We start from the raw sequence: 16,412 nt of genomic DNA, 5'->3' as shown, positions 1-16,412 counted from the left end.
AGCATTTACGGAGAAACACAAAATCCCGACGCAACATTAGAGAGCACCTTTCACATGATGGGTGGTAGCGTTTCCTGACTTTCAAGACGGAAGGAGGCAACAACATGCTGGAAAAATTCGAACGCTACCCGCTGACCTTCGGGCCGACGCATATCGAGAAACTCAACCGGCTCTCGGGCCATCTGGGCGGTAAGGTCGAGATCTACGCCAAGAGGGACGATTGCAATTCCGGCCTCGCCTTCGGCGGCAACAAGCTGCGCAAGCTGGAGTATATCATTCCGGACGCGCTCCGCTCCGGCGCCGACACGCTGGTGTCCATCGGCGGCGTTCAATCGAACCATACGCGCATGATCGCCGCCGTTGCCGCCAAGATCGGCTTCAAGTGCCGGCTCGTCCAGGAGAGCTGGGTGCCGCACGAGGATGCCGTCTACGACCGTGTCGGCAACATCATGCTCAGCCGCATCATGGGCGCCGACGTCCAGATGGTCGATGAAGGTTTCGACATCGGCATCCGCCACAGCTGGGAGGCGGCGATCGAAGACGTCAAGGCGCAGGGCGGCAAGCCCTACGCCATCCCCGCCGGCGCCTCCGTGCACAAATACGGTGGCCTCGGCTATGTCGGCTTTGCCGAGGAGGTGCGGGCGCAGGAGGAAGAGCTCGGCTTCAAGTTCGATTATATCGTCGTCTGCACGGTCACCGGTTCGACGCATGCCGGCATGCTGGTCGGCTTTGCCAGGGATGGACGCCAGCGGCAGGTCATCGGCATCGACGCCTCGTTCACACCGGCGCAAACGAAAGCGCAGGTTCTCGACATCGCCCGCAGAACGGCCGACCTCGTCGAACTCGGCACCGAGCTTACCGATGAGGACGTGGTGCTGCTCGAGGATTATGCCTATCCCGTCTACGGCGTGCCCTCCGACGAGACCAAGGCGGCGATCCGCCTTTGCGCCCGCCTCGAAGGCATGATCACCGACCCCGTCTATGAGGGCAAGTCGATGCAGGGCCTGATCGACCTCGTTCGCAAGGGCTATTTCCCCGAGGGATCACGGGTTCTCTACGCCCATCTCGGCGGTGCCCCGGCGCTCAACGGCTACGGCTACACCTTCCGCAACGGCTGATCTTGCCTGCCGCCGTGCGTCGAAAGGGGCCACGACCGAATGTCCGGCCGTGGCCAAAACCTTGTATGCGCCCGCGACGCGACGGCGCCTGCAGTTTCCTTGCGGTCTCAACCGAGAGCGAGATCGACAGCAGCAAGCGCATGCAGCTCAGTGGTATCGAAAACCGGAACCGGGCTGTCGGCCTGGGAAATCAGCAGCATGATCTCGGTGCAGCCCATGATGATCGCCTGGGCGCCCCGCTCCACCAGCCGCTGAATGACCTGCCGATAGGCGTCGCGCGACGAGGCCTCGACACGGCCGACCACCAGCTCCTTGTAGATGATGTCGTGAACGGTTTTCCGGTCCTCGTCGCCGGGTACCAGAACGTCCAGCCCGTGCCGTTCGATCAGCCGCCCCTTGTAGAAATCCTGTTCCATGGTGAAGGCCGTGCCCAGCAGGCCGACACGGCTGAGGCCGAGCGCCTTGATCTTCTCCGCCGTTGGGTCGGCGATATGCAAGAGCGGAATGGCAACCGCCGCCGATACCGCGTCGGCCATCCGGTGCATGGTGTTGGTGCAGATCACCAGGAAATCGGCGCCGCCGGCTTCAAGGCGCCGGGCCGCGGCGGTCATTTCGCCTGTCAGCGCCGACCAGTCGCCAATATGCTGCAGCCGCTCGATCTCGCCGAAATCCATCGACCACATCAGGCTCTTGGCCGAGTGCACGCCGCCCAGGCGCGCCCGGACTTCCTGATTGACGATACGGTAGTATTGGGCAGAGCTTTCCCAGCTCATGCCGCCGATAAGTCCCATGACCTTCAATGCGTTTGTCCCTCCCGATTGCATGCACCCTCTACGTAGCGTGCTCAAATCTCTGCCACATTCCCAGGCATGCACCAAGCGGCATCGACGGGATTTCAGCGCGGATCGCGTGACAGAGCGGACGCGCGCAGCATCATCGTATTCCCCAACTTTTTGCCGCAATGAATGAACCAAAGCCGACACGAGGCGTTTGCCCATCAGTGCAACCACAACGTCAGGAGTACTCGCAGTTGGAGAGACGCCGCCATAAAAGCACGCAAACGTTGTTCTTGACGTCGCGTTTCGAAGATCAAGAAATTCCTGCAAGGAGAAAAAATGCGGCTCTTCCAGTGCGGCGCCTGTGGCCAGACAATTCACTTTGAAAACCGCAGTTGCATGCGTTGCGGGGCCACCCTGGGGTTCGATCCCGGCGATCTGTCGATGCGCGCCCTAGTGCCGCTCGACAACGGGCTCTGGCAGATCCGCGGCGACGGAACACGGACCTTTCGTTTCTGCGACAACGCCGCCATCGATGTCTGCCATTGGCTGGTGCCGGCCAATCAGCCCGATCGATACTGCGCCGCCTGCCGCCATAACACCATCGTGCCGACGACCGACGCCGTCGGGCTTGCACGCTGGCGCAGAATAGGCCTGGCGCAACGCCACCTGTTCTATTCGCTGCTGCGTTGGCGATTGCCGCATCCCACCCGAAAGCAGGATCCGGAAGGCGGGCTGGCGTTCGAATTCCTCGCCGACGTCGTCGACGGCTACGGCAACATCATTCCCGCCCGAACGGGTCACGAGAATGGATTGATCAGCCTGCGTGCTTCCGAGGCGGAGGACGTGGTGCGCGAAAGCGTGCGTGTTTCGATGAACGAACCCTACCGCTCCTTGCTCGGGCATTTTCGCCATGAGGTCGGTCACTTCTATTGGGAGAGGCTCGTCGACGACGAAGCAACACGGGCCGAGGCGCGCACGCTGTTCGGCGATGAAACGCAGGACTATGCGGCGGCACTGGAGCGCCACTACCAACAGGGCCCTCCCGACGACTGGCAGGAGCGATTCATCAGCCCCTATGCGAGTGCCCATCCGTCAGAAGATTTCGCCGAGTGTTGGGCCCATCTCTTCCACATCGTCGACGCGCTGGAGACCGGGCGCGCCTTCGGCATGAATCTCGACCCGATCGGGCATGGTTCGCTCGAAGCCGAGATCGCCTTCGATCCCTACCGTGCAGCGAGCGCAGAAGTAATCGTCGCGGCGTGGGTGCCGCTCAGCGTCGCTCTCAACGCCATCCAGCGGTCGATGGGCCAGCCCGACAGCTATCCCTTCGTCCTATCGCAGCCGGTTGTCGAAAAGCTCGACTTCATCAATCGGCTGATCCTCGGTGCAGCTACCTCAAGCCGTTGAGAACAACGGGGTCTGGGGTCAGGACGCAAGCGGAACAAAATCGCATTGTGCCGCGTTGCCCTGCGTTAGCAAGCGCTAGCGGAGGGAATTATGAGCCGCGCAGAAGCATTGGCGGCAGCGCTGGCGGGAGCAGCAGGGTCGCAGACGATTGAATCGAGAGCTGTCCTCGACAGCCTTCCCATCGCGATCTACACCACGGATGCAGCCGGGGTCGTCACCTATTTCAATCGCGCCGCGGCGGAATTGGCGGGGCGCGAGCCGCGGCTCAATGCCGACCGCTGGTGCGTCTGTTGGCGCCTGCATCGTCCGGACGGAACGCGGTTGCCGACCGACCAATGCCCGATGGCCGATGCGCTGAGAGAAAAGCGCGCCATCCGCGGCGAGGAACTGATCGTCGCGCGACCCGATGGCACTATGGTGCCGGTGCTTCCCTACCCGACACCGATCTTCGATGCCGAAGGCGAGATGACCGGCGCCGTCAACGTCCTCATCGACATCGGCAAGCGCAAGGCAGCGGAACAGGAACTGCGCACCAAGACCAACCGTATTCAGGCGCTCGATCGCATCGCCAGGCTTCTGTCCAGCGACCTCAATGTCGAGCATATCGTGCAGACTGTGACCGACAGCGCCACCGAACTCACTGGCGCGAAATTCGGGGCGTTTTTCTACAACGTCGTCGACGAGACCGGAGAGCATTTCCAGCTCTTCACCCTGTCCGGGGCTCCGCGGGAAGCCTTCGAGAATTTCGGCCTGCCCCGCAACACGGCCGTGTTCGCGCCGACCTTCAAGGGTGAACGGGTCGTGCGCAGCAACGATATCCGCAAGGACCCGCTTTACGGGCTGAGCTCGCCGCATTTCGGCATGCCACAAGGGCATTTGCCCGTTGTCAGCTACCTCGCCGTTCCGGTGATCGCCCGCTCCGGGGCGGTGCTCGGCGGCCTGTTCTTCGGCCATGACGCCCCGGGTGTCTTTACCCGCGATTCCGAGGACACCATCGTTGCCATTGCCGCTCATGCGGCAATCGCGATCGACAACGCCCGACTGCTGGCCGACAGCCAAAGACAATCCGAGTGCCGTCGCATTGCCGAGCTGTCGGCACGTCACCTCGCATCAATCGTCGAATCCTCCGACGACGCGATCGTCAGCAAGGATCTGAACGGCATTGTCACCAGTTGGAACAGGGGCGCCGAGGCGCTGTTCGGCTATAGCGTGCAGGAGATGGCGGGAACGCCGATCATGCGCCTGATCCCGAAAGGGCATGAGGATGAGGAGAGGCAAATCCTCGACCGGGTCCGCAGGGGCGAACGCATCGATCACTATGAAACCAGGCGGCAACGCAAGGACGGCACATTCGTCGACATATCGCTGACGATATCGCCGATCATGGATGACGATGGGCGCATCGTCGGCGCGTCGAAGATTGCCCGCGATATCAGCGAACGCAAGGCATCCGAAGTGGCACTCGCCGAGCGCTTGCGCGAGCAGGCTTCGCTTTATCAATTTACCGAACGAGTACACCGCGCACGGTCGATCGCCGCCGTCTATGAAGCTGCGCTCGACGCCATTCAATCGGCGCTGCGCTGCAGCCGGGCATCGATCCTGCTCATCGACGAGACCGGTACCATGCATTTTGTCGCCTCCCGCGGGCTTTCGGAAAGCTACCGTCTCGCCGTCGATGGACATTCGCCATGGGGCGCTGAGGCACAGGACCCCAATCCGATTTTCATCGAAGATCTCGAGCTGGCCGACATCCCGGACAACCTGCGCGCAGCCGTTCGAACCGAAGGCATCGGCGCCCTCGGTTTCATTCCGCTGGTTGCGGTCGGCCGACTGATCGGCAAGTTCATGACGTACTATGACACGGCGCACCACTTCGCCGGTTCCGAAATCGATCTCGCCCTGACCATTGCACGCCAGTTGAGCTTCAGCGTGCAGCGCATCCGATCAGAAGAGGCAAGACGGCGAGCCGAAGATCTGCTGCGGCACAACGAGGCAAAGGAGCGCGCCAGGGCGACGGAGGTGCTTGCGCTCATGGAAGCGGTGCCTGCGCCCATATGGATTGCCAGGACCCCGGATTGCCGGGTCATCAGCGGCAATAGAAGTTCTTTCGAACTGCTGCGGCTTCCGCCCGACAGCAATCCTTCGCTCTCGGCACCAGCAAGCGAAAGGCCCGCGCACTTCAAGGTCTATTCGCAGGGCAGTTTGCTGTCGCCGGACGAACTGCCGGTCCAGCGCGCTGCATGCGGTGAAGAGGTCCGAAACTTCGAACAGGAGATCCGCTTTGATGACGGCACGTCCCGGCATCTCCTGGGCAATGCCACCCCGCTGATCGATGCTTTGGGGATTCCGCAAGGCGCTGTCGCCGCATTCGTCGACATCACCGAGCGCAAGGAGACCGAACAGGCAATGCGCGACGGCGAACGGCGGCTGCAGATGGCGCTCGAAGCCGGCCGGATGGGGGCATGGGAATGGAACTTCGACACCGGCAAGGTGATCTGGTCGCCGGGCCTGGAAGCCCTTCACGGACTGGAACCGGGTACCTTCGGCGGCACGCCGCATGACTTCAAGGCCGACATCCATCCGGATGACCTCGCCATGGTCGAGCTAGAAATCCAGACCGCCGTCGACACCCAGGAGGACTACCACACATCCTATCGCATCTGCCGCCCCGACGGTTCCATTCGCTGGCTGGAAGCATTCGGGCGTTTTCTGCCGCGCGCAGGTTCGTCGTCGCAGCGTCTGGCCGGTGTCTGCATGGACATCACCGAACGAAAGGACGCCGAGGCTCAACGCAATCTGCTGGTCGCCGAACTCAGCCACCGCGTCAAGAACACGCTGGCGACGGTCACCTCAATTGCCCGCCAGTCCTTCGCCATGACCCCCGACCGCAAGGAGGCCGAGCAATCGTTCCATGCCCGTATCCGGGCACTGGCGCAGACGCATACCCGGCTTGCGGAGGCGACCTGGGCCGGGGCTTCCTTGGAAACGATCCTTTGCGACGAGCTGGCACCCTACAAGAACGAGAATGCCGGCAATGTCTCCTTCGGCGGCCCAGCGATCATGCTGTCGCCAAGGCACGCGCTTGCCCTTGGCATGGCCGCCCACGAGCTTGCAACCAACGCGGCGAAACATGGCGCGCTTTCGGTGGAGGGCGGGCATGTGGACGTCAGCTGGAGCCTGGACCCCGCCAACAAGGCGCTTCATATCGGTTGGTGCGAAACCGGGGGACCCGCCGTCGCGTCGCCTTCGAGAAACGGGTTTGGCCGGCTGCTGCTCGAACGCGTCGTCGGCTCGGACCTCGGCGGCGAAGTCGAACTGGATTTTGCCAAGAGCGGCTTGAGGTACACGATCAACATGCCCTACTCCGCAGGTGCTGAACGATGAATGGCGGACAACGCAGCGTCTTTGTTGTCGAGGACGAGTATCTGCTGGCGATCCAGATCCAGGATGATCTGTTGGCCGCCGGCTTCGCGGTCATCGGTCCATTCACCAGCCTGCGCAGTTCGATCGCGGCGGCAAAACGGGAGACCCCTCAGGCGGCGACACTCGATGTCAATCTCAACGGAGAGTTCGTCTACCCCGTAGCGGACGAGTTCCTCGCCCGAGGCGTTCCGGTACTGTTGCTCACCGGTTACGCCGCGTCCGACCTTCCCGAGCAGTATCGCAGCCTTCCCCGCCTCGCCAAGCCGTTCAACAGTCGAGACCTCATCCGCACCGTCGAGGCCCTGCTGACCGGCAAGTGACGATGGTGCGGCTCAAGCCCCCCCGGAGGGCCTGCCGCTCATTCAGGCGCTGCACAGGATCGATTTTGCCGAAGATATCGTGATCGCTCTCGAAAACAAGCTCGCCATTCGCGAAGCCTATGACGGAGCCACCATCGCCTGGCCGACGGGCCAGGCGTATCCGCAGCGGCAGGCGCGTCACTCCTTGCGCGATGCCAGGATCTTGTCGATGCGCATGCCGTCCATGTCTATGATTTCAAAGCGCCAGTCCTGGAAGTCGAAGGTTTCGCCAACGTGCGGAAGATGGCCGAGGATCTGCAGCGCAAAGCCGGCAATGGTGTGGAAGTCGCCCTCCGGCCTGTGATAAATGCCGAGCCGCTCGAAGGCGTCGTGCGCCGACATCAGCCCTTCGATCAGCAAAGAGCCGTCCGAACGGGTGACGATATCCGGCTCGTTCGCCTCCGTATCCGGCAAATCGCCGGCGATCGCCTCGAGGAGATCGGTCTGGGTGATGATGCCTTCGAGGCTGCCATATTCATCGACGATGATCGCCAGACGAACGGGCGCGGTCTTGAACGTTTCGAGGACGCGGAAGACGCGCGCCGATTCATGCAGCACAAGCGGCTCGCGCATCGCCTTCATCGGATCGAGCGTATGGCCGTCGAGCAACTGATCGAGCAGATCCTTCTTCAGCACCATGCCTAGGGGATAGTCGATGCCGCCGCGGCCGATCAGGAGCTGCTCATGGTGGCAATCCCTAATGGTGCGCAGGATTTCCTCGCGCGTATCGTCGGCATCGATCCAGTCGATTTCCATGCGCGGCGTCATGAAATCGGAAATCCGCCGGTCGCCGATGTTGAAGATCCGCTCGACCAGTTCCTGCTGGGCGACATCGAGTAGACCCGCCTCCTGGCTTTCGGCGACAAGCAGCTTCAGTTCGGTGGGCGAATGCAACGACGCCTCGCCGGTACCTGGACGCAGGCCGACCAGTCGAAGAACGAGATTGCCGAGGCCGTTGAGAGCCAGAATGGCCGGGCGCAACAGAAACAGGAAAAATGCGAGCGGGCGCACGACAGCAAGGGCCGTGCCCTCGCTGCGTTGGAGCGCCAGGCTCTTCGGCGCCAGTTCTCCGAGCACGATGTGGAGCGCGGTGATGATGATGAAGGAAATCGCGACTGCAATCGCATGCGAGCCGAACGACGCCCATGCCATCGGCAAGCCGCTCAAGAGCGGCTCGATCAGATGCGCCAGAGCCGGCTCACCCACCCAGCCGAGCGCCAACGACGATATGGTGATGCCGAGCTGAGTGGCAGCCAGGTTGGCATCGAGATTGTCGACGGCATGCTGGAGCGCGCTGGCGTTCGTTCGCCCCCGCGCCACTAACTCGGTCACGCGGCTGCGCCGAACGGAAACCAGGGAGAATTCAGCCGCAACAAAAAAGCCGTTGGCGGCAACAAGCAGAAATACAGCCAGTATCCCGAGATAGTCGAAAATACTGCCATCCGAACCGGACATGATCTCCCTTCGGGCGCGTCGCGCCTCGCGCTGTTGCTATTGCGATCAGCCTAACATGCTCTGGCCGCGCAAGTCAGACGGGATGCAGCCGATCTTCGTAACTCCGCCTGCATCCCGCAATGCGCCCGGACGACCCTGTCGACCGGGCCGTCGCTTGGTGCTAGTTGCCGCCTTCGATGTTCTTGAGCGCTTCCAGATCGGCATGCGACACGAACTCGCATGCAAGCAAGGTCTTGCCCGGTATGGCCTCGCTTTCGCGCGCAACGATCGACACGATCCCCATTTCCGTCGCCGGCTGTTCGGTCTCCGGCAATACGCGCGCATAGCCCTTGGTGGACGTGCCGAGAATGCTGCTTTTTTCCCGCTCCAGCTGGTAGCGGGCCGCGAGTTCGTCCGCCCGCGCGCCTTCGATCAGGACGCCGACGGAGCTGCCGGCAAAGATAACCTCGTTGGTCTTAAAGCCATCGCGCCCTATGTCGGAGGGCAGCTTGTAGACATAGGCCGTCAGCAACGACGTGTCGGGTTTCGTAAGCTTCTCGGCAGCGTCATAGAGCTCGGTTGCCGATTGCATCGTGTAGGGCGGGCTGCAGAGAGCACCATCATAAAATGCCGCTACGTCGTCGGATGCAAGGGCCGCAGCTGGGCTTGAAACGGCCAGGACGGCAAGGGCACGCAGAAAAACTCTTGAGAACAAAATCATTACTCCAATTGACCGTTACCAGGGCCGTTCCCTGTCCGGCTGATCGCCGATCGGCAGTTGCAGGCATGATCCAATACAGGCAAGGATTCAACGTCCTGTTATCCAAGATCACAACATTCCCGAACTTTGCAGGCTTCGATCCCACGGGTCAAACCGTCGCAGCAAATGAAGACGCTGCCACCGAAGCCTCCGGGTCGAGGCTCAGCCCTGACTGGCGCCTTGCCGATAACGTGACAAGCCCGCCCGCCGGACAGACATATCGCACAGAACCGATGACGCGACCTTGCTCCCGCGCGACATCGTTCTAACTTGCCAAGGATCGTCTACCCGCGCCTCCGCGATCAGCGGTCTCTGCCCGGCGGCCGGCGAACGTGTAGGATTGAACGAGCAAAGTGTTTTACGCGGGAGGACACATGACATCTCTTGAACCCCGTCTGACGGAACTTGCCCATGGGGGTGGGTGCGGCTGCAAGCTCGCGCCCTCGGTTCTGCAGCGGCTTCTCGCCAGTCAACCGGCCATGACGCCCTTCTCCCAACTGCTCGTCGGCAACGACACGGCCGACGACGCGGCCGTCTGGCAGGTTGACGACAGTACCTGCATCATCGCCACCACCGATTTTTTCATGCCCGTGGTGGATGACCCGCACGATTTCGGGCGCATCGCCGCCACGAACGCGATTTCGGACATCTACGCCATGGGCGGCACGCCCATCCTGGCGCTTGCGATCCTCGGCATGCCGATCAGCAAGCTTTCCGCCGAGACCATCGGCAAGATCCTTGAAGGGGGCGCGTCGATCTGCGCGCAGGCCGGCATCCCCGTCGCAGGCGGGCATTCGATCGATTCGGTCGAACCCATCTACGGCCTTGCCGTCATCGGCATCTGTCGCCCGGAACAGGTGCGGCGCAATAGCGGCGCGAAGCCGGGGGACGCCTTGATCCTCACCAAGGGTATTGGGGTCGGCATCTATTCCTCCGCCTTCAAGAAGAAGGCCCTGCCGCAGGCGTGCTATGAGGAGATGATCGCCTCGACGACCCTTCTCAACCGGATCGGCTCCGAGCTTGCCGCCGATCCGCATGTCCATGCGCTGACGGATGTCACCGGCTTCGGCATCCTCGGTCATGGGCTCGAAATGGCCCGCGCGTCCGATTTGACGGTGTCTCTTTCCCTCGCAGGCATTCCTTTCCTGTCGCAGGCCGAGGCGCTTGCCCGGCAAGGCTTCATCACCGGCGCCTCAGAGCGCAACTGGGCGAGCTACGGAGGCGAAGTCAGTTTGCCCGACGGTATGCCGGATTGGCAGCGTCTTCTGCTTGCGGACCCGCAGACCTCCGGGGGGCTTCTGGTTGCCTGCGATGCCGCCAGCGCAGACAGCCTGGTCAAGACGATCCAAGGCGCAGGCTATCCGCTCGCCGCCATCGTCGGCCACACGCGGTCCGGCCCTGTGCAAGTGGAGGTTCGCGCCTGAGAGAAAAGCGAGGGATGGAACAACGGGCCGCAGCATCCCGTTGGTAGAGCAACCTTGAAGGAGCATGCCAGCGCAATCGCACGTTGGTGTCAGCGCAAGTGGCACCGGAGCGGTCGATCAGGACAGCAGTCAAGACGGGAGATCAGTGAGGTTTGATCTCCTCGATCGACAGCCGCAATCCGTCGGCATTGAAGAACTCCCCCTCACGGATCAGCGACCGATCCTCGTTGAGATTGCGAACAAGGGAAGCCAGCCGGCCCTTGGCGACATGGTCCTCGACGAGCCCTTCCGGGCCGGCGCGGTAAAACACGACACCGGACCAGTGCACGCCGGCGCCGGCGAGAAGCGCGATCATGTCCTGCCATCGCGTATCGTCGCCGACGACATGAAGATAGGCGGAGCGCAGAAGGTCGACCCGGGTCTCGCCGACCGCCAGCAGCACGAACAGCATGGTGAACGCGCCCGCCTCGCCATAGGCGGAAACGATCCAGTCATCGAAGTCGGTATTGCATGGCGCATGTGCCATCAACGATCTCCCGATGGCGGAAGAGAATGGGAGTCGAACCCACCCAAGACAGCCTCGCTGCCCCACCCGGATTTGAAGTCCGGACGCCCCACCGGGGACGAATCTCTTCCTTGCTTCACCTCGGGCGTGGCTCCGCCATAAAGGTCGAGCCTATGGGGATTGACGCGCCTGATATCACCGCGCCGGAGCGTCACTCCCTGGCGATCGAAGAACTCCAGAATCCCGATCGCCACCTTTCTACCGCTGTTCACGCGATCCCGAAAGAGACCGGCGGCAAATTCGCCCCGTTCGGCCCTCGCTGCGATATCTCTTATGATTTCAACCATTTCCGCGGTGGAGGAACGAATGAAGAAATGATCGCGCCTGATCTCGTCGACACGCCCGAGCCTTGCGCACAGCTTCAGCACGCGCCGGATCTCCTGCTCGTCGACGCCAAGCAAGTCGGCAAGGTCGCGCACGCGCGGCGGGCGAAAGCGCTCCTCGCTTTCGAGATGCGGCAAGATACATTCAAACAACGCCTCTTCGCTCTCGCTCAGACGAACCTCATGACCCGGCAGGCGAACGAAGGCTCCCTCGAGCACAAGGCGCCCGGCGGCCTGTTCCTGCCTGAGCACGAAAAGAAAAGCGGACATCGGCAGTCGCGGCGTGACCTGCAGGCGCAGGCGCTCACGTCCGATCCCCTGCAGGTCAGGATTTTCGACATGGAAGTCGGCGAGAAACCGCCCGACGTCCTTCGTCAAGTCGTCCCATCGCGCCCTGGACAGGGCATGGCGCACATGCCCGCCCTCGACCACGACGGCGCGGCAAAGGTCGATTGCCTCGCGCAGTTCTTCCTCCGATACGGCCCGGTCGCGCGCGAAGGCGTCAAGATCGACGACATGGGGCGGCGTATGCAGATGCGCAGAAAACGCCGGACTCGTTTCCGCGGCGCCCGCCGCATCGAGATAGGCAATCCGCTCGGGTGCCCGACGCTTGCGCAGCGGCGCACGCAGATCGAGAAGCCACCCGCCGCCGATGGTGCGCCGGGCCGAAACGTCGCGCAGGATGTAGCGATCACCGACCGCGGCAGCGATCGGCCGATCGAGGACGAGTTGAACCTTCGCCCGCTCTCCGGGACCTACGGGGTTTTGGAGCGGCACGATGCGGACCCCGACTTCGGCACTGCCATGGTGCAGGCGTGCGGAAAACCATTCCCCGACCGGCTTCGGCTCGCCCTTGAGCACAAACAGCTCCGCATCGATGCGGGCGGTCGGCGCGTGCAGATAGGGGTCGAGCACCGCGTCGCCGCGGCCGACCTTGTCCTTGGAGATGCCGTCGCCTGCGAGATTGAGCGCGCAGCGCTGACCGGCGACCCCGCGCTCCGACCGCTGGTCCTGGGCATGGATCGAGCGCACGCGGGCTTCCTGCCCGGATGGCGAAATCATCACGTTGTCGCCAACCGCAACCGAACCGGAAAGAACCGTTCCGGTGACCACCGTTCCAGCGCCCGAAAGAATGAAACTGCGATCGACCGTAAGCCGGAACCGGCCCGCCGCTCTCTCTTTCACCGTGGCGCGTTCGGCCTCGGCCAGGCGGTCTCTCAACTCGGCGATACCAAGGCCCGTGGCGGCGGACACGGGAAGGATCTCGGCGGTGCGAAGGCTCGTTGTGGAAAGCACATCGCCGATCTCCGCACCGAGGCTTTGCAACCGCTCCGCATCGGCAAGATCGGCCTTGGTGATCGCGACCAATCCCCTTTCGACGCCGAGCAGATCGAGGATGGCCAGATGCTCGAGGGTCTGCGGCTTGATGCCGTCATCCGCCGCGACGACGAGAAGGGCGTAGTCGATGCCGCCGGCACCGGCGAGCATCGTATGGATAAAGCGCTCATGGCCCGGGACATCGACGAATCCGGTGACCGCTTCGGCAAACTTCGCATAGGCAAAGCCGAGATCGATGGTGATGCCGCGCGCCTTCTCCTCCTTGAGGCGATCGGTGTCGATGCCGGTCAGGGCTTTCACCAGGCTGGTCTTGCCGTGGTCGATATGGCCGGCGGTTCCGACGATCATGGCCGCTCTTCCCCAAGAGGCTGGAGGGCGCGTCCCTCGGCCAGGCTTATCTCGCCGGGCGACAGGTTTTCGCGAACCGGCCCGATGAAAGGTTGCGCCAGGGCACTGCCTCCATTGGTCGCGCGGATCAGCCAGGCGAGCGCTGCGACACCGTCGCGGGCCGTGCCGGCCCCCATATGACAGGCGGCGCCAAGCATCGCCTGCGCATCGGCATCGCCCGCCATGGCACCCCGGCGCCACCAGTGGACGGCCTTTTCAGGGTTGCGCTCGACGCCCGAAGCGTTGTGATAGAGCATGCCGAGCCGGGTCATCGAGGAAGCAATGCCGGCGTTAGCGGCACGCTCGGCCCAGCGGCGCGCCTCGGCCGGATCGGGCGTCATGATTTCGCCTTCCAGCAGCATCCAGCTCAGCATGTCCTGCGCCGGCGCGTCGCCCTTCTCGGCAGCGCGGCGATAGTAGTCGGCGGCAATACCGTAGTCGCCGTTCGTGCCATCGACGCCCTGCATGTGAAGGGCCGCATAGTTGCGTTCGCCAACGGGATCGCCCGCGTCCGCTGCCAGCCGCAGCCACGTCCGCGCCAGCTCCCGGTCCTGCGGTACGCCGAGCCCCTCGGCAAAACAGGCGCCGATATTGTTCTGTGCCCGCGCGACACCCGATCGCGCCAACGGCTCCCATAGGCGCAGCGCCGTCTCGTGGTCCCCGTTCCGGGCTGCAGCCAGGGCTTGCGCCATCTCGTCCGTTGCCGAGGTCGGGTCGGCGCTATGCCCTGTCAGACGATCAAGCCAGTGCATGTCCCACGCCCTCGGACAGGCTTTTCAGGAACTGCGCCTCGTCGGAAAGGCAGCGAAGGTCGAGGATGAGAGCCCCGTCCTGCAAGCGGCCAAGGATCGGGCGAGGAAGGGAGCGGAAAAGCGCCGCGAGCGCTTCGAGCGCGCTGCCGCTCGTAGCCTCGACCCTGAGGCCTGCGCTGGCGATCGTGTCGACTGGCAACGCACCCGATCCGATCTGGCTCGTACAATGACAAATCTCCACCCGATAGCCCCTCGAGGCAAGAAGCCTGGCCACCCCGGGCGCGAGCCGTTCCGCCTGGGCACGGATTTCGCCTTGCGGTCGCGCCAGCATGCGCAGCGTGGGAAGGCGGGAGGCGAGCCGGTCGGGATCGCGGTAAAGCTTCAATGTCGCCGCCGTCGCCGCAATGCGGATCTTGTCGACCCGCAAGGCCCGTTTGAGCGGATTCCGGTTGATCTCGGCGATCAGATCGCGACGGCCGACGATAAAGCCCGCCTGCGGTCCGCCCAGCAGCTTGTCGCCCGAGAAGGTGACGAGATCCGCGCCCTCGGCCACGGCTTCGCGCACCGTCGGCTCCTTGCCAAGACCATACCTCGAGAGGTCGACGAGCGTCCCGGAGCCGAGATCGTTGAGGAGGACTAGGCCGGCTTGGTGCGCAATCGCCGCGAGTTCGGCTCCGGAGACTTCGGCCGTAAACCCTTCGATGCGGTAGTTCGACGTATGAACCTTGAGGATCAGCGCCGTGTCGGGCCCGATCGCCCGGCGATAGTCCCTGGCATGGGTGCGGTTCGTGGTGCCGACCTCAACCAGCGCAACGCCGGCGCGCTCCATGATATCGGGCATGCGGAAGGCGCCGCCGATCTCGATCAGTTCGCCGCGCGAGACGATCGCCTGCCGTCCGCCGCCAACCGTGCCCAGTGCGATCAGCACGGCGGCAGCATTGTTGTTGACGATCGTCGCATCCTCGGCGCCCGTCAGCTCGCAAAGCAAGTCGCGCAGGTGGCTGTCGCGCTCGCCGCGCCGACCCGTATCTAGGTCGAACTCCAGTGCCGCCGCCTCGCGCATGGCATCGACGGCAGCGGCAATCGCCTCCTCGGCCAGGAGGGCACGGCCGAGATTGGTGTGCAACACGGTGCCGGTGAGATTGAAGAGCGGGCGCAGATTGGAGCGATCCCGGTATTCGAGCCGGCTCACAAGCGAGGCCATGACGCCGTCCGCATCGGGGATCAAGCCGCCGCCGCGAACCATCTCGCGGATTTCGCCGAGCACGAGGCGCAGCTCCTCGGTCACCACCACCCGGCCATGCCGCTCGACAAGCGGCGCGACGGCGGGAGCCTTCAACATCTGGTCGACGGACGGCAGGGTGCGGAGTTCGGCAAGCCCACCCATTCCGTCAGTACCCCACCAGGAACGGATTGAAGCCCGCGCGTTTGTATCCGGTATCCTTCATCAGCGCGTCGAGGCCGAGACTGCCGACATCGTCGGCGACGGCATCGAGCGCCGGGTTCCTGTTCTGGTACATGATCTTCGTCCAGCCGTGGCAGCTGTCGCAAACCTCCGCCTTGACCGTGGCCTCCTCGTCACCGGTTTCGACGGCGCGGTACCCGATGCCCTTGGTCGAGCCGCAGGAGAGACATTTGACCCGGACTTCGTTCCATTTGGTGGAGCAGCAGGCGCACACGGCATAGCGGGTTCCTTCCGCGCCGTGGAAACCGACCACCAGCGAAGCGACGGGCTTGCCGCCGCAGGCGGGACAGACGCCGATGCTCACCGGCACGAGGTGACCAGGATCGAGTCCCGCGGCAAGGCGCACCGCATGGATCTGCACTGCCGCGGCAACGAAGAGATGATGTGCAAGGCTCTCCGCCGGCAGATTGTCGGCGGCGATATTGTCGATCATCCACCCCAGCGTCTCGTTGTCGGTGGCAACGATCTGGGCAAGCGCTTCGACCGCCGCTTTGGGCATTTCCAGTTGCTCCGCCCGCGCAAGGAATTGCCTGACCGTGTCCCGGCAATCGGCGGAGGCACCCATGGTCGAGCGATCGATCGGCGGCATCGCATTGTCGCGCGCCCGCTCGCGCTGCTCCCCGGAAATCGGCTGCAACGGCGGCAAGCTGGACAGGAGGTCGTCCTGGATCGCTGCGATGTCTGCAAGGAAGCGCAAATAGGGAGCAAGCCGGCTGCTTTCCGCCAGCACTTTGAAACGCGCGGCGCGATCCCTGAAAAGACGCGTCGGGTTGTGCATCAAAACGAAAGGAGCCTTGGGAATTCCACCGATCATCGCGGGATCGGGCTGCACGGACGATATCGACATTGCACCTCGCGAGCCGACCGGCCACCGCTGT

12 protein-coding genes, 1 tRNA gene and 1 pseudogene are annotated in these 16,412 nt (G+C 63.4%); 5 read left to right on the top strand and 9 right to left on the bottom strand.

Annotation, left to right across the window (positions count from 1 at the left end):
• Window positions 1-104 precede the first annotated feature (104 nt).
• Window positions 105-1,118, top strand: a complete 1,014-nt coding sequence (locus BC363_RS31590; RefSeq protein ID WP_065785215.1) for a 1-aminocyclopropane-1-carboxylate deaminase — start codon at window positions 105-107, stop codon at window positions 1,116-1,118.
• Between the two features lie 107 nt (window positions 1,119-1,225).
• Here the strand turns inward: BC363_RS31590 and BC363_RS31585 are convergent, their stop codons facing one another.
• Window positions 1,226-1,918 carry an aspartate/glutamate racemase family protein gene (locus BC363_RS31585; RefSeq protein ID WP_202618644.1) on the bottom strand — a complete coding sequence of 231 codons (693 nt, stop codon included), beginning with the start codon at window positions 1,916-1,918 and terminating at the stop codon, window positions 1,226-1,228.
• A gap of 315 nt (window positions 1,919-2,233) precedes the next feature.
• Here BC363_RS31585 and BC363_RS31580 point away from each other — a divergent pair, with 315 nt between their 5' ends.
• The 3 genes from BC363_RS31580 to BC363_RS31570 all read left to right on the top strand — a co-directional run bounded on the left by BC363_RS31580 (window position 2,234) and on the right by BC363_RS31570 (window position 7,047).
• The gene (locus BC363_RS31580) at window positions 2,234-3,304 is read left to right on the top strand and encodes a putative zinc-binding metallopeptidase (RefSeq protein ID WP_065785213.1); all 1,071 of its coding nucleotides are present in this window, start codon (window positions 2,234-2,236) and stop codon (window positions 3,302-3,304) included.
• A gap of 90 nt (window positions 3,305-3,394) precedes the next feature.
• Entirely contained in the window at window positions 3,395-6,688 is a 3,294-nt protein-coding gene (locus BC363_RS31575; protein WP_065785212.1) for a PAS domain S-box protein, read from the top strand.
• Complete coding sequence (locus BC363_RS31570; protein ID WP_065785211.1) at window positions 6,685-7,047, top strand: response regulator; 363 nt, start codon at window positions 6,685-6,687, stop codon at window positions 7,045-7,047. Before BC363_RS31575 ends, BC363_RS31570 begins: the two co-directional genes overlap by 4 nt.
• A 177-nt stretch (window positions 7,048-7,224) precedes the next feature.
• On the opposite strand, the gene BC363_RS31565 is transcribed toward BC363_RS31570, so the two are convergent.
• Together BC363_RS31565 and BC363_RS31560 are read right to left on the bottom strand one after the other, a co-directional pair.
• Window positions 7,225-8,541 (bottom strand): hemolysin family protein, encoded by a 1,317-nt coding sequence (locus BC363_RS31565; protein ID WP_065785210.1) that lies wholly within the window; start codon window positions 8,539-8,541, stop codon window positions 7,225-7,227.
• Between the two features lie 160 nt (window positions 8,542-8,701).
• Window positions 8,702-9,241, bottom strand: coding sequence for a hypothetical protein (locus tag BC363_RS31560; RefSeq protein ID WP_065785209.1), 540 nt, complete (start codon window positions 9,239-9,241; stop codon window positions 8,702-8,704).
• 413 nt (window positions 9,242-9,654) lie between these two features.
• Here BC363_RS31560 and selD point away from each other — a divergent pair, with 413 nt between their 5' ends.
• Window positions 9,655-10,704, top strand: coding sequence for a selenide, water dikinase SelD (gene selD, locus BC363_RS31555; protein ID WP_065785208.1), 1,050 nt, complete (start codon window positions 9,655-9,657; stop codon window positions 10,702-10,704).
• Window positions 10,705-10,846: 142 nt separating this feature from the next.
• Here selD and BC363_RS31550 read toward each other — a convergent pair whose 3' ends face one another.
• From BC363_RS31550 to fdhE, 6 genes and pseudogenes are all read right to left on the bottom strand, one after another.
• Entirely contained in the window at window positions 10,847-11,230 is a 384-nt protein-coding gene (locus BC363_RS31550) for a hypothetical protein (RefSeq protein WP_065785207.1), read from the bottom strand.
• A gap of 14 nt (window positions 11,231-11,244) precedes the next feature.
• Window positions 11,245-11,340, bottom strand: a tRNA-Sec gene (locus BC363_RS34980).
• A gap of 114 nt (window positions 11,341-11,454) precedes the next feature.
• A pseudogene (gene selB, locus BC363_RS31545) lies at window positions 11,455-13,278 on the bottom strand (selenocysteine-specific translation elongation factor); the annotation flags it as partial.
• Entirely contained in the window at window positions 13,275-14,069 is a 795-nt protein-coding gene (locus BC363_RS31540) for a tetratricopeptide repeat protein (RefSeq protein ID WP_065785205.1), read from the bottom strand. The pseudogene selB and the gene BC363_RS31540, both read right to left, overlap by 4 nt.
• Complete coding sequence (selA, locus tag BC363_RS31535) at window positions 14,056-15,456, bottom strand: L-seryl-tRNA(Sec) selenium transferase (RefSeq protein ID WP_065785204.1); 1,401 nt, start codon at window positions 15,454-15,456, stop codon at window positions 14,056-14,058. Before selA ends, BC363_RS31540 begins: the two co-directional genes overlap by 14 nt.
• A gap of 4 nt (window positions 15,457-15,460) precedes the next feature.
• Window positions 15,461-16,381 (bottom strand): formate dehydrogenase accessory protein FdhE, encoded by a 921-nt coding sequence (fdhE, locus tag BC363_RS31530; protein WP_065785203.1) that lies wholly within the window; start codon window positions 16,379-16,381, stop codon window positions 15,461-15,463.
• Between the last annotated feature and the right edge of the window lie 31 nt (window positions 16,382-16,412).

Origin of the sequence: Ensifer sp. LC384 (assembly GCF_001695865.1) — a bacterium.
Classification (GTDB): domain Bacteria; phylum Pseudomonadota; class Alphaproteobacteria; order Rhizobiales; family Rhizobiaceae; genus Ensifer.
The sequence above is the reverse complement of the archived record's forward strand: the minus strand, read 5'-3'. Positions and strand labels throughout refer to the sequence as shown.

Excerpts from the sequence above, each read along its gene's own strand:
- BC363_RS31540 (WP_065785205.1), bottom strand. The coding sequence starts at position 14,069 with ATGCACTGGCTTGATCGTCTGACAGGGCATAGCGCCGACCCGACCTCG.
- BC363_RS31550 (WP_065785207.1), bottom strand. The coding sequence starts at position 11,230 with ATGGCACATGCGCCATGCAATACCGACTTCGATGACTGGATCGTTTCC.
- fdhE (WP_065785203.1), bottom strand. The coding sequence starts at position 16,381 with ATGTCGATATCGTCCGTGCAGCCCGATCCCGCGATGATCGGTGGAATT.
- BC363_RS31580 (WP_065785213.1), top strand. The coding sequence starts at position 2,234 with ATGCGGCTCTTCCAGTGCGGCGCCTGTGGCCAGACAATTCACTTTGAA.
- selA (WP_065785204.1), bottom strand. The coding sequence starts at position 15,456 with ATGGGTGGGCTTGCCGAACTCCGCACCCTGCCGTCCGTCGACCAGATG.
- BC363_RS31565 (WP_065785210.1), bottom strand. The coding sequence starts at position 8,541 with ATGTCCGGTTCGGATGGCAGTATTTTCGACTATCTCGGGATACTGGCT.
- BC363_RS31575 (WP_065785212.1), top strand. The coding sequence starts at position 3,395 with ATGAGCCGCGCAGAAGCATTGGCGGCAGCGCTGGCGGGAGCAGCAGGG.
- BC363_RS31590 (WP_065785215.1), top strand. The coding sequence starts at position 105 with ATGCTGGAAAAATTCGAACGCTACCCGCTGACCTTCGGGCCGACGCAT.
- BC363_RS31560 (WP_065785209.1), bottom strand. The coding sequence starts at position 9,241 with ATGATTTTGTTCTCAAGAGTTTTTCTGCGTGCCCTTGCCGTCCTGGCC.
- selD (WP_065785208.1), top strand. The coding sequence starts at position 9,655 with ATGACATCTCTTGAACCCCGTCTGACGGAACTTGCCCATGGGGGTGGG.
- BC363_RS31570 (WP_065785211.1), top strand. The coding sequence starts at position 6,685 with ATGAATGGCGGACAACGCAGCGTCTTTGTTGTCGAGGACGAGTATCTG.